Source organism: Citrobacter sp. Cpo015 (genome assembly GCF_030333035.1).
Classification (GTDB): domain Bacteria; phylum Pseudomonadota; class Gammaproteobacteria; order Enterobacterales; family Enterobacteriaceae; genus Citrobacter; species Citrobacter portucalensis.
Genome location: NZ_JAOWGS010000031.1, coordinates 158,196 through 178,545 on the forward strand (window position 1 = coordinate 158,196; position 20,350 = coordinate 178,545).

Genomic DNA, 20,350 nt, shown 5'->3' on the forward strand with positions numbered 1-20,350 from the left:
GCGCAGTATAGAGGGTTTGCGGGGCAATGTCACCCCGCACTGCGCATTCCTATAGCTAACGTGGCAGCGATGTTTCTTGAGGCGCGATAAATATTATCAAATGCCCCACGGAAGGCCTCTTCCAGCGTGCTGATGCTGGTCAATACGCTAAATACCGCATCGATACCATATTGATGCACTATCTCCACATCGCGCGTCAGGCTGCCGCCAATACCAATAACCGGCTTGTGGTACTTCTTCGCGACATTCGCCACGCCTACCGGCACTTTGCCGTGAATGCTCTGGCTGTCGATCCGCCCTTCGCCGGTCACCACCAGCGTACAGTCGTGAATATGCTCTTCCAGATTGAGCGCCTGGGTCACAATCTCGATACCGCTGCGCAGCTCGGCGCCTAAAAAAGCCATTAATGCCGCGCCCATTCCGCCTGCCGCACCGGAGCCTGGCACATCTTTCACATCGACCCGCAGCGATTTTTTAATGATGTCGGCATAATGAGACAGATTACGGTCCAGTTCGAGAATGCGTTCTTCCGTCGCCCCTTTCTGCGGGCCAAAAATGCGCGAAGCGCCAGAATCGCCGATGAGTGGATTAGTCACATCGCAGGCCACGCGAATGGAACAGGTTTTTAAGCGCGGATCCAGACCCGAGATATCGATGGAGTTCAGACTCATCAGGCTTCCACCACCGTAGCCAATTTCTGTCCCGTTGGCGTCGCAAAGTTTTGCCCCCAGCGCCTGCACCATACCCGCGCCACCGTCGTTGGTGGCACTGCCGCCGATGCCAATAATGATGCTCTGCGCACCGCTATCCAGCGCCTGCAAAATCAGCTCTCCGGTACCGCGTGACGTAGTGACTAAAGGGTTGCGCTTTTCAGGAGGCACCAACGCCAGACCGCTGGCTGCCGCCATTTCGATAAACGCAGTTTTACCATCTCCAGACATGCCCCAGCAGGCATTCACTTTTTCGCCCAGCGGCCCCGTTACTTGCGCTGAATGTTCACTCCCTTGCGTCGCGGCAATCATGGCTTCAACCGTTCCTTCGCCGCCATCGGCAACCGGAACAGAAACATATTGCGCATCGGGGAAAATTTCCCGAAATCCTTTTTCTATTGCCTGAGCTACCTCGGTGGCAGAAAGGCTTTCTTTATAAGAGTCTGGGGCAATTACGATTTTCATAGTTATGTAGCCTGACTGTGCCGCGCAAGGCAAGAAATACAGGGCGCACATCCGCGCCCTTCTTGTTAGCGAGTGACTTCCACTTTCGCCAGTTTTTCGTAGTAGCATGCGAGCGCACTGTGATCGGCAGTACCCAATCCATCTGCGCGTAGCGCCTGCATCATCTCCATGACTGCTGCAGTCAGCGGCAACTGAGCGCCAACGCCATGAGAGGTATCCAGCGCGTTCGCCAGGTCTTTGATATGCAGGTCAATACGGAAACCTGGTTTAAAGTTGCGATCCATCACCATCGGCGCTTTCGCATCCAGCACGGTGCTGCCTGCCAGCCCGCCACGGATCGCCTGATACACCAGATCCGGATTCACACCCGCTTTGGTCGCCAGCGTCAGCGCTTCAGACATCGCGGCAATGTTCAGCGCCACAATCACCTGATTCGCCAGCTTGGTGACGTTACCCGCGCCAATTTCACCGGTATGCACCACGGAGCCTGCCATCGCTTTCAGCAGATCGTAGTACTTGTCGAAAATCGCTTTATCGCCGCCGACCATCACCGACAACGTGCCGTCAATCGCTTTTGGCTCGCCGCCGCTGACCGGCGCATCCAACATATCCACGCCTTTCGCTTTCAGCGCGTCGCTAATTTCACGGCTGGCCAACGGTGCAATGGAGCTCATGTCGATAAGCACTGTGCCCGGTTTCGCCCCTTCAATAATGCCGCCTTCACCCAGTGCCACTTCCTTAACATGCGGAGAGTTCGGCAGCATGGTGATGATCACATCACACTGCTCAGCGATATCTTTCGCCGTGGCGGCTGTTTCAGCGCCTGCGGCAATCACTTCCGCAATGGATTCCGGGTTACGGTCAGCAACCACCAGCGAGTAACCTGCCTTGAGGAGGTTTTTACTCATTGGTTTACCCATAATACCGAGGCCAATAAAACCAACTTTCATTGTCATGTCTTTATCTCTCTCTACTGTCGATGGTGGTTATTTCTTAAAAGAATCAGCCAGTTTCTGCGTGGCTGAACGGAACACGCCAAGGTCGCTGCCAACGGCAACAAACGTCGCGCCCCACTCCAGATAACGACGCGCATCCGCCTCTACCGGGGCCAGAATGCCGCTTGGTTTTCCGTGTGCTTTCGCGCGGGCAAAAATGTGCTGGATAGCTTTCTGCACATCAGGATGTGACGCATTGCCGAGGTGACCTAGCGCCGCGGCCAGATCGCTTGGTCCGACGAAGACACCGTCAACGCCTTCTGTCGCCGCGATTGCGTCAACGTTATCAACTCCCTGCTGACTTTCGATCTGCACGATGATGGTGATGTTCTTATTCGACTGCGCAAAGTAGTCCGGTACGGTGCCAAACATATTGGCGCGATGGGATACGGACACGCCGCGAATACCTTCCGGCGGATAGCGGGTCGACGCCACAGCGTTAACCGCTTCTTCTTCCGTCTCAACGAACGGGATCAGGAAGTTGTAAAACCCGATATCCAGCAGACGCTTGATAATTACCGGCTCGTTGGTTGGTACACGCACTACCGCCGCGCTGTCGCTGCCTTTCAGCGCCATCAATTGCGGAATAAACGTCGAGATATCATTCGGCGCATGTTCGCCATCCAGTACCAGCCAGTCAAAACCTGCCAGGCCTAAAACTTCGGTACTGATTGGGCTGGCCAATGCAGACCAGCAGCCAATCTGAATTTGTTGCGCCGCGAGGGCCGCTTTAAACTTATTCGGGAAAATCGTGTTATTCATCGCCTATACCTTTGTTTATTTCTGCAATTCCATACGTTTAATGTCACCGACAATAAACAGGTAGCAAACCATTGCCATCAGCGCCGAGCACCCTACAAACATCAGCGCAGCATTAAATGAGTGCAGCTCGCTCACCAGATACCCAATCACCAGCGGGGTGACGATGGAAGCCACGTTGCCAAATACGTTAAATACCCCACCGCACAGACCGACAATCTCTTTCGGCGCGGTATCGGAAATCACCGGCCAACCCAGCGCACCGAAACCTTTACCGAAGAACGCCAGCGCCATCAGCGCCACCACAAGAGCGGTATTATCGGTGTAGTTACACAGAATAATGGTCGATGCGAGCAACATGCCGAGCACTATCGGCAGCTTACGCGCCAGGGTAATGCTGAAACCACGTTTAATCAGATAATCAGAGAACACGCCGCCGAGCACGCCACCGAAAAACCCACACAGTGCCGGAATCGAAGCCACCAGGCCCACTTTCAGAATCGACATACCTTTTTCCTGAACCAGGTAAATCGGGAACCAGGTGAGAAAAAACCAGGTAATTGTGTTGATAAAATACTGGCCAAAGAACACACCAAGCATCATACGGTTCGTGAGCAACTGCTTGATATAATGCAGTTTAGGACCACCTGACTTCACATCGCCCGGTTTTTTATGGTCCATATCCACGACCGCGCCGTTTTCAGAGATAAACTTCAACTCTTCTTGCGACATGCGTGGGTGATCGGTTGGGTTATGAATAAACTTTACCCACAGTCCGGTAAGCACAAAACCAATCACGCCCATCACGGTAAAGACGTGCTCCCAGCCCCAGGCGAAGGTCAGCCAGCCTAGCAGCGGGGAAAACAGCGCCAGGGAGAAATACTGTGCGGAGTTAAAAATCGCAGATGCCGTGCCGCGCTCTTTCGTTGGGAACCATGCCGCCACGATACGGGCATTAGCCGGGAAGGATGGCGCTTCCGAGAAGCCCAGCATAAAGCGCATGATGAACATTGAAATACCCGCCCAAGCCAGCGGGAACATGTCCACAAAGCCCTGCAGGAAGGTAAACAGTGACCAGAAGAACAAACTGTAGGTGTAGACTTTCTTCGAGCCGAATTTATCCAGCAGCCAGCCGCCGGGGATTTGCATCAACAGGTAAGCCCAGCCGAAGGCTGAGAAAATGTAACCCATTGAGATGGCGCTGAGATGTAACTCTTTCGCCACTTCAGTTCCGGCAATAGACAGCGTCGCACGGTCCGCATAGTTAACGGCTGTAACAATAAATATTATCAGCAATATTAAATAACGGGTGTGCGTACCTTTCTTTTTCTCGACAACTGTATCCAATATCATTCTATTTACCTCGGGCACATAAAAGGTTTTTATTATTATTTTGTGGGTATTTCTCGTGATAAATTACCGATAATAAAAATAGATAATAATTTATCAGACGTTATGAAACCGTGATTTAGTATAATCATCAGCACAACGTTAATCATTGTGCAAGTGCTCATTAAATACACGTTATTAAATTAATGTTTTGGGCATATGCACACAAGCATGGGCGCTAATGCACACATTTACGTATTGCTACCACTGGTGACGCGGCCTTACTGAGTTTAAGTGATCATCGTCACATTCTTCACGTTAAACTCCTGACATTCTTATTTCACGATACCGAATCTTTATTACTTACAATTAGATTCAAAATATAAATATCCACACTATTATCACCACCTTGTTGGAGAATACTGGACAATGGCCGACATCGAAATCAGACAAGAATCGCCAACGGCGTTTTATATTAAAGTTCACGAAACAGATAATGTGGCGATAATTGTCAATGACAATGGTCTGAAAGCCGGAACGCGTTTTCCGGACGGACTGGAACTCATTGAACATATTCCCCAGGGTCATAAAGTGGCGCTATTGGATATTCCTGTTCATGGCGAAATCGTGCGTTATGGCGAAGTGATAGGCTATGCCGTTCGCGATATCCCACGCGGCAGCTGGATTGATGAATCAATGGTTGAGCTGCCCAAAGCCCCACCGCTGGAGACGCTGCCGCTGGCAACTAAAGTACCAGAGCCGCTGCCACCGCTAGAGGGCTATACCTTTGAAGGTTACCGCAATGCTGACGGTAGCGTAGGTACCAAAAATCTACTCGGCATCTCCACCAGCGTGCACTGCGTAGCGGGCGTGGTGGACTATGTGGTGAAAATCATTGAGCGCGATCTGCTGCCTAAATACCCGAACGTTGACGGTGTGGTGGGGCTCAATCACCTGTACGGCTGCGGCGTGGCGATCAATGCTCCAGCCGCCATCGTGCCGATTCGCACCATTCACAATATTGCGCTTAACCCGAATTTTGGCGGTGAAGTGATGGTCATCGGCCTCGGTTGCGAAAAACTGCAGCCAGAGCGGCTGCTGGAAGGCACGCACGATGTGAAAAGTATTCCGGTCGACAGCGCCAGTATCGTCAGCCTGCAGGATGAAAAGCACGTCGGCTTTCAATCGATGGTCACCGATATTCTGCAGGTGGCCGAACGTCATCTGGCAAAGCTCAATCAGCGCCAACGTGAAACCTGTCCGGCTTCAGAACTGGTGGTCGGTATGCAGTGCGGCGGTAGCGATGCGTTCTCCGGCGTGACGGCCAACCCGGCGGTGGGTTATGCCTCCGACCTGTTAGTACGCTGCGGCGCGACCGTAATGTTCTCTGAAGTAACCGAAGTGCGCGATGCCATCCACCTTCTGACCCCACGTGCGATTAACGAAGAAGTAGGTAAACGCCTGCTCGAAGAGATGGCCTGGTACGATAACTACCTTGATATGGGCAAAACGGATCGCAGCGCTAACCCTTCTCCGGGCAACAAGAAAGGCGGCCTGGCAAACGTGGTGGAAAAGGCGCTGGGTTCAATTGCCAAGTCTGGCAAGAGCGCGATTGTCGAAGTATTGTCGCCGGGTCAGCGTCCAACCAAACGTGGCCTGATTTACGCTGCAACCCCCGCCAGTGATTTTGTTTGCGGTACACAACAGGTCGCTTCCGGGATCACCGTGCAGGTGTTCACTACCGGTCGCGGTACGCCATATGGCCTGATGGCCGTGCCGGTGATTAAAATGGCGACACGCACCGAGCTGGCCAACCGTTGGTTTGACCTGATGGACATTAACGCGGGCACCATCGCCACCGGAGAAGAAACCATTGAAGATGTGGGTCTGAAACTGTTCGAATTTATTCTCGACGTCGCCAGCGGGCGTAAGAAAACCTTCTCGGATCAGTGGGGACTGCATAACCAGCTGGCGGTGTTTAACCCGGCGCCAGTGACCTGAATATCGAAACGAAAGCCAACGAAAAAACGGGGATTTATCCCCGTTTTTTATGTCTATGTAACAACAAATAAAGTGATAACGTTCGCATTTTAAGAGGTTTTTTCAAACATCTGTTTTTTTCGATTCAAACCTACAAAATTAACCTAACAATATGAAATTAAACGAAATAATGCCACCATTGTTTTATGTTATATTTTCGTTTTGATAAAAGAGAAACCTACCGAAAGACGACCTTGTTTTAATGCGATAATTCCCTATTTTTTACCGCTTTGACTTTCTCCGATGTAAAACAGATTATTCATAGGCTCCTGTAATTTACCTCATAAGCATTCTGACCTGAATAAAGAGGGAAGTTATGTATACCCTGAATAAAAATAATGTCGCATTGGCCTGTCTTATTTCCTGTTTACTGGCAACTCCTGTCGTCGCGAGTGCTGAAGGCCAATCGGACGCAAAGCCTGTTAAATTACGCTACACGTTATGGGACCGTAATCAACTCCCTGGCGAACAACAGCTCGTTAATGAATTCGAAAAAAACAACCCTGGCATCAAAGTCGAAATTGAATTAACACCTTATGACCAATATTTTATCAAGCTAAGTTCAGCAGTCGGTGGAAATGTAGCACCGGATGTATTCTGGATGAATATGCCTAATTTCCAGCAATATGTTAAAAATGGCATGCTGGAACCACTGAGCAATTATCTGAAAGAGAAATCAGCGCCGAAACTGGATGATTTTGTTAAAAGCTCAGTCGATGCCTATCAATACCAGTCGCAGCAATATGCCATCCCAAGAGATATTGATGCAATTGCCATCTGGTACAACAAAAAAATGTTCGATCAGGCTGGCGTGAGCTATCCCGATAAAAACTGGACATGGGACGATTTAAAACAAAAATCAGAGCAGTTGCGTAAAGGTCTGGATAAACAGTCTTATCCACTGGCAATGGAATTCAGCAGCGGGCAGGACAGTTACTTTAATCTGCTATTACAGGCTGGCGATAAGATTGTCCTGCCTGAGGGCAAAACGGATGTTGCCAATGACAAAGCCATCGCCGTCTATCGCGATGTTCAAGGCATGCTGAACGCGGGACTAATCCAACCGCCAGGCGAGATGGAAGCCTCGGATGTCTTCCAGTCCAACCGAGTGGCCATGGTCTACGCGGGCTCATGGTGGGCATTACCCTTCTCTCAAAACGAGCTGATTAAAGATCACATCGGCGTGGTACCAATGCCTAAAATGGCAGAGCAGGCAGGTGTATCCCATAGCCTGGCATTTGCCATGTCAGCAAAAAGTCAGCATAAAGATGCGGCGTGGAAGTTCATTGAGTTCATGAGTTCTGAGCATGCGCAGCAGACGCTGGCTACGGGAAAAGTCGTGATCCCCGCTAACCAAAAAGTGGCCAAAGAGTGGGCTGAAGGCTTTAAGGGTATTGATGTTTCAGCCTATATCGATTCATTGGCTTTCTCACATAAATATCCAACCGCAGGCTCCAATACCGCCAAGTGGAATAGCATCCTGAATGATGGCTTGAAAAAAGTCTGGACGGGTACTGACCCAGAAAAAGTCATGCCTGGTGTTGCAAAACGCGTTGAACGAGAAATGCAGAAATAATCCTGAGGGAGCCATGCTCCCTCTCGCTTTCGCCCACGCAATATATTTTGGTTGCACAGTGAGCATCCCGGAGTCTGTATGAGCTATTCAGATGAAGCTGCATCCCCACAATTACCAGCCATGGAAGTGCACAAAAAATCCCTGACCAAGCTGGAAAAAGAAGAACGCTTCTGGGGATGGATAATGATTATGCCGTTACTGGCGGGGTTAATTGTTTTTTACTTTACTCCATTCTTCCAGAACGTTTTTTATAGTTTCACCGACCTCGGCGAGTTTCAGATCTGGACGACGATCAGCTTAGATAACTATATTAATTTATTCAGCGATGATGAGTTTCGTTCAGCAATATATAACACCCTGGCCTATGTTTTTATTTGCGTACCGATAATCACCGTTTTGTCATTACTGCTCGCAATTGGCCTGAATCAGGCGATTCGCGGTCAGTGGTTGTTTCGCACACTGTTATTTCTACCCGCTGTCACTATGCCTGCGGCCATTGCTATGGTCTGGCAGTGGTTGATGAACCGAAACTTCGGCTTAATTAATCAGATCCTGGCTTTTTTCGATCTTCCGGCCATCGGTTGGTTATCCGATCCCGATGTCGTCCGCCTGAGCGCCTCGTTGGTTATCATCTGGTCGGCTATTGCGTTGAAGATGATCATTCTGCTCGCTGGATTGCAGGGGATCCCCAAACAAATTTATGAAGCGATGTCGCTGGATGGCATCAGCAAATTGCGTGGATTCTGGTCTATTACCTTACCGCTAATGATCCCAACGCTGTTTTTCGTACTGGTGATCTCTTTTATCGAAACGCTGCAAATTTTCGATGTGGTTTATCTGCTGTTTGGCAGTTCATCCATGGTGGACGATCAGACGATGACCATCGCCTATCTCTTCTATAAATACGCCTTTATCTACCATGAAAAAGGGTATGCCTCAGCAATCGCCGTGGTGATTTTCGTTATCACGATGGTCCTGACGCTGCTGCAAATATGGATTGGTAAACGACTTAAAGCACAGTGAGGCACCACGATGTTCATGACAAAACGTGAAAAATGGCTAATTTACGGCCTGATGATCCTCGCGACGCTGGTAACGGTGGTTCCGTTTATCTGGATGATCATCACCTCTTTTAAAACCCAGGCAGAAAGCATCGCCTTTCCGCCGATACTGCTACCCGCCAACCCAGGGTTTCAGGCTTACGGTAAAATCTTGCATGAAATGCCTTTTGGCAGCTTTTACTTTAACTCGATCGTCTCCACGCTGGTCATCGTCATTTTGCAGACGCTGATTGCGGCAATGGCAGCGTACGGTTTCTCCCGACTGCGTTTCAAAGGACGAGATGTCCTGTTTATGCTGTGTATTTCAATTCTGATGGTGCCCGGTCAGATCTTTTTAATCCCACAGTTTTTAACCGTTGAAAAAATCGGTTTGCTGAACTCAATTCCTGGACTGGTGTTACCGGGTTTATTCAGCATATATAGCGCCTTTTTATTACGTCAGTTTTTTCTGTCAGTACCTAAAGAACTGGAAGAGGCGGCCATTATGGATGGGTATAACCATCTGACTATTTTCTTCAAAATTATGCTGCCATTAATTAAACCGGGACTGATTGCCTGCGTCATTATTAACGGACTGTGGAGCTGGAATAATTTAATGTGGCCACTGATCGTCAACACCTCCATGGATAAAATGACATTACCAGTAGGATTAGCCTCACTTTCTGGCCGTTCAGGCGTGGAATATCCGATGTTAATGGCGGGCGCATTGCTGGCGATTATCCCGATGTTGTTACTTTATATCTTCTTCCAGCGCTATTTTATTCGCGGCATCGCTGGTGCCGGAATTAAAGGATAAGGGGCAGTGTTATGTCAGGTATTCAATTACAGGCAGTAAGCAAAGTCTATCCCAATGGCTTTCAGGCGATCCATGGCGTTGATCTTGAAATCCACGACGGCGAATTCATGGTGTTTGTCGGGCCATCAGGCTGCGCCAAATCAACGCTGCTACGCATGATTGCAGGTCTGGAAGATATCACTCATGGCCATATCGCAATCGGAGAGAAGTGCGTCAACGACCTGCTACCAAAGGAGCGAGGCGTTGCCATGGTCTTCCAGAATTATGCCCTCTATCCCCACATGACGATTTATAAAAATATGGCATTCAGTCTGTTAGGGAAAATGAGCAAAGAAGAGATTGATATCCGCGTCCGGGAAGCTGCACACAAGCTGGAAATCGAAACATTGCTCGACAAAAAGCCCGGTCAGCTTTCAGGCGGTCAATGCCAGCGAGTAGCCGTTGGCAGGGCCATCGTGCGTAAGCCAGACGTTTTTTTGTTTGATGAGCCGCTGTCCAACCTGGATGCAAAACTGCGTGTTTCAATGCGCGTGCGGCTGACAGAACTGCATCGACAACTGCGTCACGAAGGCGTGAGCGCAACCATGGTGTACGTCACGCACGATCAGATTGAAGCAATGACGATGGGAGACAGGATTTGCGTTCTAAATGGCGGTCGTATTATGCAGGTGGATACCCCAGGGAATATTTACCATCACCCCAGGAACAAATTTGTTGCTGGTTTTATTGGTAATCCGGCAATGAATATTATGCTGCTTGATATTGACCCCAGCACTCGTGGCCTGCGCCTGGCTGATAATTTAATCCTGCCATTAAATACGCGCTTGAGTAACCTACTGGAGCAATATCCGCACTCCAGCGTCTGGTTTGGCATCCGCTCAGAGGCCATTCAGTTAGCCTCGCAGCATGATGCCTCTGCGTTCGATGCGCACATTACCAACGTAGAAAGGATGGGCAACGAAGACCTTCTGCATTTTGATATTGGTGAGCAACATATGATCTTACGTATTAACTCCTCACCCGACTGGACCCCACTTCCCGGTGAATCTATCAAAGTGAAATTTAATCTGGATGCCGCCTTTTTGTTTGATAAAAAACATGAAGAAAATTTGGCCTGACCGTTATTCAGGCTAAGTGAAAAATGAGAGGTTTATATGTGTGCAAATAAAGTGACCGTATTAGTGGTAGGGGCTGGTGCGCGCGGAGAAATATATTCTCGCTATGCGCTTGAACATCCAGACAGAATGCAGGTGGTAGGCGTTGCCGAGCCCAGAGAGGCATACCGCCAGCAGTTTGTCGCACAGCATAAGATTGACCCAAATAACGTGTTTTGCGACTGGCAAGAAGCTGCGGCCCAACCCAAAATGGCCGATGTGGTACTTATTTGCACGCAGGATAATATGCACAAAGATCCTGCCGTGGCATTTGCTAATCTCGGCTATCACATTCTGCTGGAAAAACCGCTCGCCCCTACGCCAGAAGATTGCCGGATCATTATTGATGCGGTCAAACGCAACAACGTATTACTGGCCGTCGCGCACGTCCTGCGTTACACCCGCTATACGCAAAAGCTGAAATCACTGCTTGATGATGGCGTAATTGGCGATATTGTCAGCATGCAGCATCTCGAACCCGTAGGTTACTGGCATCAGGCGCACTCGTTTGTACGTGGTAACTGGCGCAATGAAGCAGAATCGTCATTTATGTTGTTACAGAAATCCTGTCATGATTTGGACTGGATCCGCTACATCATGAGCGACAACTGCCAGGACGTAGGATCATTTGGTAGCCTGAGTCACTTTGTGAAAGAGAATCAGCCTGCTGGTGCCGCCGACCGCTGCCTTGATTGTCAGGTTGAATCAACCTGTCCCTGGTCTGCCTGCAAAATTTATCTGGGTGAAAACCACAAATGCACTCCACACTTCCGTCGGGTGCTGACTGCAGATCCTAGCGAAGAGAATGTTCGCCAGGCGCTGCGCGATGGGCCTTATGGTCGTTGCGTTTATCGTTGTGATAATGATGTGGTGGATCATCAGGTTGTTAACTTACGTTTTGCCCACCAGCAGACAGTGACCTTTACCATGACCGCGTTTACCAAAATGGAAGATCGAAAAACGCGCCTGTTTGGTACCAGAGGTTATCTGGAAGGCGATGGCGAGCAGATCCGGGTGTTTGATTTCCTGACAGACAAAGAAACAGTGCATCAGATCGAGGAGATCGCCGCTGGCACACAAACCCAGATGGGGGGGCATGGTGGTGGCGATTACTACCTGATGGATCGCTTTATCCACGCAGTGATGGCCAACGATCAAAATATGATCCTTTCTGGCCCGGATGAATCACTGGAAAGTCACTTAATGGTCTTTGCCGCAGAGCGCGCTCGCAAGGAAAACAGTCTGGTTACGCTGTGAAGCCGGAGGAGATGAGGCATGTTTTACGGTGTTGATATTGGTGGAACCAAAACTGAAATTGTCGCTTTTGATAAGGAAATGCAGGTTTGCTGGCGTAAGCGCGTCGCCACGCCAGTGCAGGATTATGAACTCTTTCTTTCGACCTTTACTTCACTTATTGATACCGCCGACTGGGCGACTGGAACGCAAGGAAAAATTGGCATCGGCATGCCCGGTCTTATGGACAGACATACCGGAAAATTACTGTCATCTAACGTGCCTTGCCTCACAGGACGCCAGGTGATGAACGATCTGGCCCACCGCCTCAATCGTTCGGTTGAACTGGACAATGACTGCTGCTGTTTTGCACTCTCGGAAGCCCATACCCAGCAGGCTCGCCAGTTCTCCCGAATTTTTGGTGCCATTATTGGCACCGGCATGGGTGGAGGGTTAGTCATTGACGGTCAGTTGTATCGGGGTCGCAACCGAATGGCCAGTGAGTTCGGCCATTTACCGCTTCCGGCAACGTTTATGCGTCGTTATCACTTGCCGGAGTTGAAGTGCGGCTGTGGCTTACAAGGGTGTCTGGAACGCTATCAATCCGGTCCTGGTTTACTGTGGCTCCACAAACACTTCAGTGGAGAACAACTCAAAATGGAGACTCTGCTGGAGCATTATCGTCATGGCAATGCCAGCGCCGTTACAACCATAGAAGCATGGATTGATATGTTGGGTTGTACGCTGGCGCAATTGCAGTTGATTCTGGATGTCGATGCTTTTGTTCTCGGCGGTGGAGTTTCCAACATCGAGGAAATTTATACGTTGCTGCCGCAGGCCATGTCACGTTACTTGTTCCCGGGATTAGAGCCTGCCCGCGTATTCCCGGCCATCCATGGTGCATCCAGCGGGGTTCGCGGTGCCGCATTGCTGCTGGTTGAACAGGGTACGCTGACCCACTAAAACACTGCTGGCGAGAAAATCTCGCCAGCAGTTTCAGTTATTCATCCGCAATCACCACATCCACCCCAAGCTGGATTAACGTCCGGTGATAATTTTCAGGGATACCGCTGTCGGTAATCACCCGGTCAATCCCGCTGATTTCGCTAATCATACAGAAACTTTTGCGGCCAAACTTGCTGGAGTCAGCGACTACCGTGACCTCCTGCGCAACCTCACACATTACCTGATTCAGATGTGCTTCTCCCGGATGTGGCGTGGTAATCCCCGCTTCCAGGCAGAATCCATCAACGCCCAAAAAAAGCTTATCAAACCGGTATTGTCTGAGCTGGTGTTCTGCTGAAGGGCCATACAATGAATAGACGCTTTGCCTGACATTCCCTCCCAGGATCATGACGTCTACGCGCTCAAAATTCGCCAATTCCCACGCAATGTTGAGCGCATTGGTCATCACCACCAGATCGCGGCGATTCTTTAACATTGGAGGAATGAGCGTGGTGGTCGAACCGGAATCGAGGATTAACGTGTCACCATCTTTCACAAAGCTGGCTGCTTTTTCGGCAATACGCGTTTTCACATCGCGATTCAGCCGGTCCTTATCCTGCAAAGGCCGGTCAAGGGCGAAGTGCTGATTGAGAACCGCACCGCCGTAGGAGCGCATGACGCATCCTTTCTGCTCCAGATAACGTAAGTCGTTGCGGATCGTGACCGATGACACACCAAAATGGACGCTCAGTGGCTCGACACGAACGCTACCCTGATCGCACAGCAGATCAATTATTTGCTCGCGACGTCTTAAGTTATCCAGCATTTCTATTGCTCCATCAAATATTCATGTTGTTTTGTTTTAGCGCTTTAGCACTTTCGTTTTCTTTTGAATATATTACATCAGAAGCAATAAGGTGAATTTGTGCGCACAGACTCAGCGTTTAATTTAACCAAAACTGACTATTTTCTTTCGTTTTAGCAAACCGAAACGAAGAAAACCGAAAAAATGAAAAGACTCAAAACGGGTAAGATGCGAGAAAGAGACGGGAAGCATGCAAAAAAACGAAAGCGAGCTACTAAAAAAGCTCGCTTATGGTTTGTTTTTGTTTAATTGAATGGGATCACATTTTTGAATTTTAGAGCGGGACTACTCAACAATGATCACTTCAACACCACTGCGGCGTAGTTCCTGCAAGCTCTCCTCTGGGATACCTTCATCAACAATGATGGTATGGATCCTCTGAGTATCAATGATCTTATGCAGGCTGGAGCGGTTAAACTTCGTCGAGTCGGTAACAACAATAATACGTTCAGCCACTTCACACATCCGACGGTTGAGACGCGCTTCATCTTCGTTGTGCGTACTAACACCACGCTCTAAATCAATAGCATCAACGCCAAGAAACAGCATGTCGAAGTGATAATTTTGTAGCGACTGCTCAGCCTGATCGCCATAAAACGATTGTGACTGACGACGCAAATGACCGCCGGTCATCAGCAGCTCAACCCCTTCGGCTTCCAGTAGCGCATTGGCGACATTCATACCGTTGGTCATAGCAATGACATTAGTATGCTGGCGCATCAGGCGGGCAATTTCATAGGTCGTGGTACCGGAGTCAAGGATCACGCGGTGTCCCGGTTGAATCAACTCTGCGGCAGCTCTGGCAATACTGCGTTTTACTGCCGTATTAAGTGAACTCTTATCTTCAACAGAAGGCTCCACAACAGATGCATTGCTTTCGCAAATCAGCGCTCCGCCATAGGCACGTACCGCAATCCCCTGCTTTTCCAGAAAAGCGAGGTCGTTGCGAATAGTGACCGTGGAGACGCCAAAAAATAAGGAGAGATCGTTAACCTGAACGCTTCCCTGCTGCCGTAACCGCTGGATGATCTGCTCACGTCTTTCGCTGGTGCCAATAACGCGCTTGTCTGCAGAGGACTCGGTGTTACTCATAAGAAATCCTTTAGTTGAACCTTTCGTTTTATTTCGTTTTGTCTATTAACGCCTTTCTTTTGCGCGAATGCAAGCCCCGCAAGCAGGGAAGAGCCGGACGAACTTACGCTGAAACCTTTCATTGTGTTTCTTTTGTGAAACAGATCGGAAAACTATTATCTTTCGTTTTATTTTTATAACACCATGATGCAGTATTAAATGAAACAAAACGAAAGATTGATGTCGCAGTAATCTGACCTGGAGAGGAAAGTGAAACATCTAACTAAAATGGTCGAGCAGCATAAACGGGGGAAGGCAAATGGGATTTATGCCGTTTGTTCCGCGCATCCAATCGTACTGGAAGCCGCAATACGCTACGCCCATGCAAACCATACACCGCTGTTGATCGAAGCAACCTCTAATCAGGTTGACCAGTTTGGCGGCTATACAGGTATGACGCCAGCCGATTTTCGCAGTTTTGTCTGCCGATTAGCCGACTCGCTTGATTTTTCTCAGGATATGCTGATTCTCGGCGGAGACCATCTCGGGCCAAACCGTTGGCAAAATCTGCCTGCGGAACAGGCAATGGCCAATGCTGACGATCTGATCAAGAGCTATGTCGCCGCAGGCTTTAAAAAAATCCACCTCGATTGCAGCATGTCTTGTGCCAACGACCCGGTTCCACTGACGGATGAAATCGTCGCTGAGCGCGCCGCACGCCTGGCCAAAGTCGCCGAAGAAACCTGTATGGCACATTTTGGCGAGTCTGACCTGGTCTATGTGATTGGCACAGAAGTTCCGGTTCCTGGTGGCGCACACGAAGCGTTAACCGAACTGGCGGTAACAACGCCAGATGCCGCACGTGCAACGCTGCAGGCCCACTATCACGCCTTTGAAAAGCGCGGGCTGGAAGGTATATGGGCACGTATTATCGCCCTGGTCGTGCAACCTGGCGTTGAATTCGACCACACGCACATCATTGATTATCAACCGCAGAAAGCCGTGGCACTCAGCAAAATGGTGGAAGACTACGACACGCTGGTTTTTGAAGCGCATTCTACCGATTACCAAACGCCACAGTCCTTGCGCCAACTGGTGATAGACCACTTCGCTATTCTGAAAGTGGGACCCGCGCTTACCTTCGCCCTGCGCGAAGCGCTGTTTTCGTTAGCTGCCATTGAAGAAGAATTGCTGCCTGCAAAAGCCAGCTCGGGCCTGCGACATGTGCTGGAAAGCGTAATGCTTGATAGACCAGAGTACTGGCAGAGCCATTATCACGGTGATGGCAACGCACGCCGTCTGGCCCGTGGATACAGCTACTCTGATCGGGTTCGTTACTACTGGCCGGACAGCCAGATTGATGAAGCATTTGAACGTCTGGTACGTAACCTGGCGGACGACCCCATTCCACTACCGCTGATTAGCCAGTATTTACCTTTGCAGTACGTAAAAGTGCGCGAGGGAGATCTCAGCGCCACGCCGCGAGAACTCATCATTAACCATATTCAGGACATACTGCAGCAATATCACTGCGCCTGCCTGGGTGCTCCAGATCGTAACGCATAACAAAAAAGAGAAAAATACCATGCCAAACATTGTATTAAGTCGCATTGATGAACGTCTGATTCACGGTCAGGTTGGTGTGCAATGGGTCGGGTTTGCGGGGGCAAACCTGGTGCTGGTCGCTAATGATGAGGTGGCTGAAGATCCAGTGCAGCAAAACCTGATGGAAATGGTACTGGCAGAAGGGATCGCCGTACGCTTCTGGTCACTACAAAAAGTGATCGACAATATTCACCGTGCCGCCGATCGCCAGAAAATTCTGCTGGTCTGCAAATCGCCTGCGGATTTCTTCCGTCTGGTCGAAGGCGGTGTTCCTGTTAACCGTATCAACGTTGGCAATATGCACTACGCCAACGGCAAGCAACAAATCGCCAAAACGGTTTCTGTAGACGCTGCCGATATTACGGCGTTCAACGGGCTCAAAGCCGCTGGAGTGGAATGCTTCGTTCAGGGCGTTCCAACAGAACCCGCCCAGGACCTCTATAAACTTCTCTGAGGGATTCACAATGGAAATCAGTCTGTTGCAGGCTTTTGCGTTGGGTATTCTCGCCTTTATTGCAGGCCTGGATATGTTCAACGGGTTAACGCACATGCACCGCCCGGTTGTTCTCGGGCCGCTGGTCGGCCTGATTCTGGGCGATCTGCATACCGGTATTTTAACAGGTGGTACGCTGGAACTGGTGTGGATGGGTCTTGCCCCACTGGCGGGAGCTCAACCGCCAAACGTGATTATCGGCACTATCGTGGGAACCACGTTTGCCATAACGACCGGAGTGAAACCTGAAGTTGCCGTAGGTGTAGCGGTACCGTTCGCCGTAGCAGTACAGATGGGGATTACCTTCCTGTTCTCTGTGATGTCCGGGGTGATGGCTCGCTGCGATCGCATGGCAGCGAATGCCGATACCGCCGGGATTGAGCGGGTCAACTATCTGGCGTTGCTCGCGTTGGGGACCTTCTACTTTTTATGCGCGTTCCTGCCGATTTACTTTGGTGCGGAACATGCCAAAACCGCGATAGATGTTCTGCCAACGCGTCTGATTGACGGCCTGGGTGTGGCAGGCGGCATCATGCCAGCTATCGGCTTCGCCGTACTGCTGAAAATCATGATGAAAAACGTCTATATCCCCTACTTCATCCTGGGTTTTGTAGCCGCAGCCTGGCTCAAACTCCCTGTGCTGGCGATCGCCGCCGCAGCACTGGCAATGGCGCTGATCGATTTTCTGCGTAAATCACCTGAACCTACAGCTCCCGCAGCACAAAAAGAGGAATTCGAAGATGGCATCTAATCAAACTGCTCTGCCGAACGTTTCCGAAACCGAAGAAACGCTGCTGTCCGGCACCAATGAAAACGTCTACGAAGACCAGAATATCGGTGCCGAGCTGACGAAAAAAGATATCAACCGTGTTGCCTGGCGTTCAATGCTGTTGCAGGCCTCTTTTAACTACGAACGTATGCAGGCATCAGGATGGCTGTACGGCCTGTTACCTGCTCTGAAAAAGATCCATACCAATAAGCGCGATCTGGCGCGTTCGATGAAAGGCCATATGGGCTTCTTCAACACGCACCCGTTCCTGGTCACGTTTGTTATCGGGATTATCCTGGCGATGGAACGCTCCAAGCAGGATGTGAACAGTATTCAAAGCACCAAGATTGCCGTGGGTGCGCCGCTTGGCGGCATCGGCGATGCCATGTTCTGGTTAACGTTACTGCCTATTTGCGGCGGTATCGGGGCCAGCCTGGCGCTGCAAGGCTCTATTCTTGGTGCAGTTGTCTTTATTGTTATGTTCAACGTGGTTCATCTTGGTCTGCGCTTTGGGCTGGCACACTATGCTTATCGAATGGGCGTTGCTGCCATTCCGCTGATTAAAGCTAACACCAAAAAGGTTGGACATGCGGCATCCATCGTAGGGATGACGGTGATCGGTGCGCTGGTAGCGACCTATGTTCGCCTGAGCACTACGCTGGAAATCACTGCTGGCGATGCGGTAGTGAAACTGCAAACAGACGTGATAGACAAGCTGATGCCTGCTTTTTTACCGCTGGTCTACACATTAACCATGTTCTGGCTGGTCCGCCGTGGCTGGAGTCCTCTGCGCCTTATTGCCATTACCGTGGTGCTCGGCGTCGTAGGTAAGTTCTGTCATTTCCTGTAAATATAAGGGGTTGTAGATGTTAGGTATTATTTTGACGGGTCATGGCGGGTTTGCCAGCGGAATGGAAAAAGCGATGAAACAGATTCTGGGTGAGCAGACTCAGTTCATTGCCATCGACTTTCCGGAAACCTCAACCACTGCCTTGCTCACCTCACAACTTGAACGGGCGGTGGGTGAACTGGATGCGCAGCAAGACATCGTGTTTCTGACTGATTTGTTGGGCGGAACACCATTTCGCGTCGCTTCCACACTAGCCATGCAAAGGCAAGGTACTGAAGTGATCACCGGTACCAATCTACAACTGCTACTGGAGATGGTGCTGGAGCGCGACGACCTGAGCAGCGAAGCGTTTCGTTTGCAGGCGCTGGAGTGCGGGCACCGGGGTTTAACCAGCCTGGTGGACGAGCTGGGACGCTGCCGTGAGGAAAAGCCCGTTGAGGAAGGGATATGACACTGCTACTGCGCGCCAGACGTCTACTGACCGAACAGGGTTGGCTGGACGATCATCAATTGCATGTTGAAGACGGTATCATTGCGGCAATAGAGCCAATTCCTTCCGGCGTTATGGTCCGCGATGCTGAACTGCTCTGTCCGGCATACATTGATACCCACGTACACGGGGGCGCGGGTGCCGATGTGATGGATGAAGCATCGGATACGCTCGACAAACTGGCGATGCACAAAGCGCGTGAAGGGGTAGCCAACTGGCTACCCACTACCGTCACCGCTCCATTACCGGATATTCACAAGGCGCTTGAGCGTATCGCCCATCGCTACCATTCCGGAGGGCCCGGCGCACAGGTGCTGGGCAGTTATCTTGAAGGCCCGTACTTTACGCCGCAGAACAAAGGGGCGCACCCGCCTGAGCTTTTCAGGGAACTGGAACTCAGTGAACTGGATGAACTGATTGCGATTTCCCAGCAAACATTGCGCATCGTTGCGCTGGCACCAGAAAAACCCGGTGCATTGCAGGCCATCGAACATCTGAAGCAGCGCAACGTACGGGTGATGCTGGGACACAGCGCAGCGACCTGGGAACAAACCCGCGCGGCCTTTGACGCCGGCGCTGACGGACTGGTTCACTGCTACAACGGTATGACCGGCTTACATCATCGGGAGCCAGGCATGGTTGGCGCAGGATTAACCGACTCTCGCGCCTGGCTGGAACTTATCGCTGACGGACACCATGTCCACCCGGCAGCCATGAAACTCTGCTGCTGTTGCGCCAAAGACAGGCTGGTGCTGATCACCGATGCCATGCAGGCTGCAGGAATGCCAGACGGACGCTATACACTCTGCGGTGAGGAGGTGGAAATGCACAGTGGTATTGTGCGTACCGCTTCCGGTGGCCTGGCTGGTAGCACGCTCTCGGTTGACGCAGCCGTACGTAATATGGTCGAGCTCACCGGGATAACGGCAGAAGAGGCAATTCATATGGCCTCTCTCCACCCCGCACGTCTGTTGGGTATCGATCGCCAACTGGGATCGTTAGCAGCGGGAAAACGTGCAGACGCGATCGCGCTCAATAGCGGGCTACATTTACAACAGATCTGGATTCAGGGTCAGGCTCTCCCCCTTTGACCTTTCATTTTGTCTCGTGTTGGCCTGCGGTCTTCGATCGCAAGGCCTTTCTT

General features: G+C 50.5%; 19 protein-coding genes. 13 read left to right on the forward strand and 6 right to left on the reverse strand.

What is annotated here, in order from left to right; genetic code table 11:
• Window positions 1-29 precede the first annotated feature (29 nt).
• The 4 genes from garK to garP all read right to left on the reverse strand — a co-directional run bounded on the left by garK (window position 30) and on the right by garP (window position 4,282).
• Window positions 30-1,175, reverse strand: a complete 1,146-nt coding sequence (gene garK / locus OGY67_RS11810; RefSeq protein ID WP_032941740.1) for a glycerate 2-kinase — start codon at window positions 1,173-1,175, stop codon at window positions 30-32.
• Between the two features lie 65 nt (window positions 1,176-1,240).
• The gene (garR, locus tag OGY67_RS11815; protein ID WP_003828600.1) at window positions 1,241-2,131 is read right to left on the reverse strand and encodes a 2-hydroxy-3-oxopropionate reductase; all 891 of its coding nucleotides are present in this window, start codon (window positions 2,129-2,131) and stop codon (window positions 1,241-1,243) included.
• Window positions 2,132-2,161: 30 nt separating this feature from the next.
• Window positions 2,162-2,932, reverse strand: coding sequence for a 2-dehydro-3-deoxyglucarate aldolase (garL, locus tag OGY67_RS11820; protein WP_008785889.1), 771 nt, complete (start codon window positions 2,930-2,932; stop codon window positions 2,162-2,164).
• Between the two features lie 15 nt (window positions 2,933-2,947).
• A complete protein-coding gene (gene garP, locus OGY67_RS11825; protein ID WP_008785890.1) occupies window positions 2,948-4,282 on the reverse strand; it encodes a galactarate/glucarate/glycerate transporter GarP in 1,335 nt (444 codons plus the stop codon).
• A 405-nt stretch (window positions 4,283-4,687) separates the two neighbouring features.
• Here garP and garD point away from each other — a divergent pair, with 405 nt between their 5' ends.
• From garD to OGY67_RS11860, 7 genes are all read left to right on the forward strand, one after another.
• Window positions 4,688-6,259, forward strand: coding sequence for a galactarate dehydratase (gene garD / locus OGY67_RS11830; protein ID WP_057067637.1), 1,572 nt, complete (start codon window positions 4,688-4,690; stop codon window positions 6,257-6,259).
• Between the two features lie 355 nt (window positions 6,260-6,614).
• On the forward strand, window positions 6,615-7,874 hold the full coding sequence (locus OGY67_RS11835; protein WP_286573993.1) for an ABC transporter substrate-binding protein: 1,260 nt from the start codon (window positions 6,615-6,617) through the stop codon (window positions 7,872-7,874).
• A gap of 78 nt (window positions 7,875-7,952) precedes the next feature.
• Window positions 7,953-8,897 carry a carbohydrate ABC transporter permease gene (locus tag OGY67_RS11840; RefSeq protein ID WP_267445032.1) on the forward strand — a complete coding sequence of 315 codons (945 nt, stop codon included), beginning with the start codon at window positions 7,953-7,955 and terminating at the stop codon, window positions 8,895-8,897.
• A 9-nt stretch (window positions 8,898-8,906) separates the two neighbouring features.
• A complete protein-coding gene (locus OGY67_RS11845) occupies window positions 8,907-9,731 on the forward strand; it encodes a carbohydrate ABC transporter permease (RefSeq protein WP_003024907.1) in 825 nt (274 codons plus the stop codon).
• Between the two features lie 11 nt (window positions 9,732-9,742).
• Window positions 9,743-10,849, forward strand: a complete 1,107-nt coding sequence (locus OGY67_RS11850) for an ABC transporter ATP-binding protein (protein WP_008785894.1) — start codon at window positions 9,743-9,745, stop codon at window positions 10,847-10,849.
• A gap of 36 nt (window positions 10,850-10,885) precedes the next feature.
• Window positions 10,886-12,142 (forward strand): Gfo/Idh/MocA family protein, encoded by a 1,257-nt coding sequence (locus tag OGY67_RS11855; RefSeq protein WP_286573994.1) that lies wholly within the window; start codon window positions 10,886-10,888, stop codon window positions 12,140-12,142.
• 18 nt (window positions 12,143-12,160) lie between these two features.
• A complete protein-coding gene (locus OGY67_RS11860; RefSeq protein WP_008785896.1) occupies window positions 12,161-13,081 on the forward strand; it encodes an ROK family protein in 921 nt (306 codons plus the stop codon).
• A gap of 37 nt (window positions 13,082-13,118) precedes the next feature.
• On the opposite strand, the gene agaR is transcribed toward OGY67_RS11860, so the two are convergent.
• Complete coding sequence (agaR, locus tag OGY67_RS11865) at window positions 13,119-13,889, reverse strand: transcriptional repressor AgaR (RefSeq protein ID WP_003024920.1); 771 nt, start codon at window positions 13,887-13,889, stop codon at window positions 13,119-13,121.
• A gap of 324 nt (window positions 13,890-14,213) precedes the next feature.
• On the reverse strand, window positions 14,214-15,020 hold the full coding sequence (locus OGY67_RS11870) for a DeoR family transcriptional regulator (protein WP_153686695.1): 807 nt from the start codon (window positions 15,018-15,020) through the stop codon (window positions 14,214-14,216).
• Window positions 15,021-15,269: 249 nt separating this feature from the next.
• Between OGY67_RS11870 and kbaZ the strand changes: the two genes are divergently transcribed.
• From kbaZ to nagA, 6 genes are read left to right on the forward strand one after another with little or no spacing between them, the layout of a single operon-like run.
• Window positions 15,270-16,565: a tagatose-bisphosphate aldolase subunit KbaZ gene (gene kbaZ / locus OGY67_RS11875; RefSeq protein ID WP_020996349.1), complete on the forward strand. Its 1,296-nt coding sequence runs from the start codon at window positions 15,270-15,272 to the stop codon at window positions 16,563-16,565.
• Between the two features lie 19 nt (window positions 16,566-16,584).
• The gene (gene agaV, locus OGY67_RS11880) at window positions 16,585-17,058 is read left to right on the forward strand and encodes a PTS N-acetylgalactosamine transporter subunit IIB (RefSeq protein ID WP_003024925.1); all 474 of its coding nucleotides are present in this window, start codon (window positions 16,585-16,587) and stop codon (window positions 17,056-17,058) included.
• 10 nt (window positions 17,059-17,068) lie between these two features.
• Window positions 17,069-17,848 (forward strand): PTS N-acetylgalactosamine transporter subunit IIC, encoded by a 780-nt coding sequence (gene agaW, locus OGY67_RS11885; protein WP_003839998.1) that lies wholly within the window; start codon window positions 17,069-17,071, stop codon window positions 17,846-17,848.
• Window positions 17,838-18,716, forward strand: coding sequence for a PTS N-acetylgalactosamine transporter subunit IID (gene agaE / locus OGY67_RS11890; RefSeq protein ID WP_003024929.1), 879 nt, complete (start codon window positions 17,838-17,840; stop codon window positions 18,714-18,716). Before agaW ends, agaE begins: the two co-directional genes overlap by 11 nt.
• 16 nt (window positions 18,717-18,732) lie before the next feature.
• Window positions 18,733-19,167 (forward strand): PTS galactosamine/N-acetylgalactosamine transporter subunit IIA, encoded by a 435-nt coding sequence (agaF, locus tag OGY67_RS11895; protein ID WP_234103420.1) that lies wholly within the window; start codon window positions 18,733-18,735, stop codon window positions 19,165-19,167.
• Window positions 19,164-20,297 carry an N-acetylglucosamine-6-phosphate deacetylase gene (gene nagA, locus OGY67_RS11900; protein WP_286573995.1) on the forward strand — a complete coding sequence of 378 codons (1,134 nt, stop codon included), beginning with the start codon at window positions 19,164-19,166 and terminating at the stop codon, window positions 20,295-20,297. Before agaF ends, nagA begins: the two co-directional genes overlap by 4 nt.
• The last annotated feature ends 53 nt before the right edge of the window (window positions 20,298-20,350 follow it).

Excerpts from the sequence above, each read along its gene's own strand:
- OGY67_RS11835 (WP_286573993.1), top strand. The coding sequence starts at position 6,615 with ATGTATACCCTGAATAAAAATAATGTCGCATTGGCCTGTCTTATTTCC.
- agaR (WP_003024920.1), bottom strand. The coding sequence starts at position 13,889 with ATGCTGGATAACTTAAGACGTCGCGAGCAAATAATTGATCTGCTGTGC.
- agaF (WP_234103420.1), top strand. The coding sequence starts at position 18,733 with ATGTTAGGTATTATTTTGACGGGTCATGGCGGGTTTGCCAGCGGAATG.
- nagA (WP_286573995.1), top strand. The coding sequence starts at position 19,164 with ATGACACTGCTACTGCGCGCCAGACGTCTACTGACCGAACAGGGTTGG.
- agaE (WP_003024929.1), top strand. The coding sequence starts at position 17,838 with ATGGCATCTAATCAAACTGCTCTGCCGAACGTTTCCGAAACCGAAGAA.
- OGY67_RS11870 (WP_153686695.1), bottom strand. The coding sequence starts at position 15,020 with ATGAGTAACACCGAGTCCTCTGCAGACAAGCGCGTTATTGGCACCAGC.
- OGY67_RS11860 (WP_008785896.1), top strand. The coding sequence starts at position 12,161 with ATGTTTTACGGTGTTGATATTGGTGGAACCAAAACTGAAATTGTCGCT.
- OGY67_RS11855 (WP_286573994.1), top strand. The coding sequence starts at position 10,886 with ATGTGTGCAAATAAAGTGACCGTATTAGTGGTAGGGGCTGGTGCGCGC.
- garK (WP_032941740.1), bottom strand. The coding sequence starts at position 1,175 with ATGAAAATCGTAATTGCCCCAGACTCTTATAAAGAAAGCCTTTCTGCC.
- OGY67_RS11850 (WP_008785894.1), top strand. The coding sequence starts at position 9,743 with ATGTCAGGTATTCAATTACAGGCAGTAAGCAAAGTCTATCCCAATGGC.
- garD (WP_057067637.1), top strand. The coding sequence starts at position 4,688 with ATGGCCGACATCGAAATCAGACAAGAATCGCCAACGGCGTTTTATATT.
- garP (WP_008785890.1), bottom strand. The coding sequence starts at position 4,282 with ATGATATTGGATACAGTTGTCGAGAAAAAGAAAGGTACGCACACCCGT.
- garR (WP_003828600.1), bottom strand. The coding sequence starts at position 2,131 with ATGACAATGAAAGTTGGTTTTATTGGCCTCGGTATTATGGGTAAACCA.
- OGY67_RS11845 (WP_003024907.1), top strand. The coding sequence starts at position 8,907 with ATGTTCATGACAAAACGTGAAAAATGGCTAATTTACGGCCTGATGATC.
- garL (WP_008785889.1), bottom strand. The coding sequence starts at position 2,932 with ATGAATAACACGATTTTCCCGAATAAGTTTAAAGCGGCCCTCGCGGCG.
- agaV (WP_003024925.1), top strand. The coding sequence starts at position 16,585 with ATGCCAAACATTGTATTAAGTCGCATTGATGAACGTCTGATTCACGGT.
- OGY67_RS11840 (WP_267445032.1), top strand. The coding sequence starts at position 7,953 with ATGAGCTATTCAGATGAAGCTGCATCCCCACAATTACCAGCCATGGAA.
- agaW (WP_003839998.1), top strand. The coding sequence starts at position 17,069 with ATGGAAATCAGTCTGTTGCAGGCTTTTGCGTTGGGTATTCTCGCCTTT.